Source organism: Pseudoalteromonas sp. P1-13-1a, from assembly GCF_001401875.1.
Classification (GTDB): domain Bacteria; phylum Pseudomonadota; class Gammaproteobacteria; order Enterobacterales; family Alteromonadaceae; genus Pseudoalteromonas.
The window spans coordinates 1-232 of sequence record NZ_LKDV01000141.1 but is presented as its reverse complement, the minus strand read 5'-3'; the positions used below and the strand labels follow the sequence as shown (position 1 = coordinate 232).

Annotated in this window: 2 tRNA genes; both read left to right on the top strand. The window is 44.8% G+C overall.

The annotated features are described in order from the left end of the window. Positions 1 to 2: 2 nt before the first annotated feature. A tRNA-Phe gene (locus tag AN391_RS20165) sits at positions 3 to 78 on the top strand. A gap of 57 nt (positions 79 to 135) precedes the next feature. Next, positions 136 to 211: transfer RNA gene (locus AN391_RS20160), tRNA-Thr, on the top strand. The last annotated feature ends 21 nt before the right edge of the window (positions 212 to 232 follow it).

The window sequence follows — 232 nt, the reverse complement described above, 5'->3', positions numbered from 1 at the left end:
GTGCCTCGATAGCTCAGTTGGTAGAGCAGAGGATTGAAAATCCTCGTGTCCCTGGTTCGATTCCGGGTCGAGGCACCATTTACTTTAAGTTCTCAATCTTTAAAATTGAACGTGCCTTAGCACACGCTTTAGTGTGCCGACTTAGCTCAGCTGGTAGAGCAACTGACTTGTAATCAGTAGGTCAACCGTTCGACTCGGTTAGTCGGCACCATTTATTTTAGTAATTTGAAAA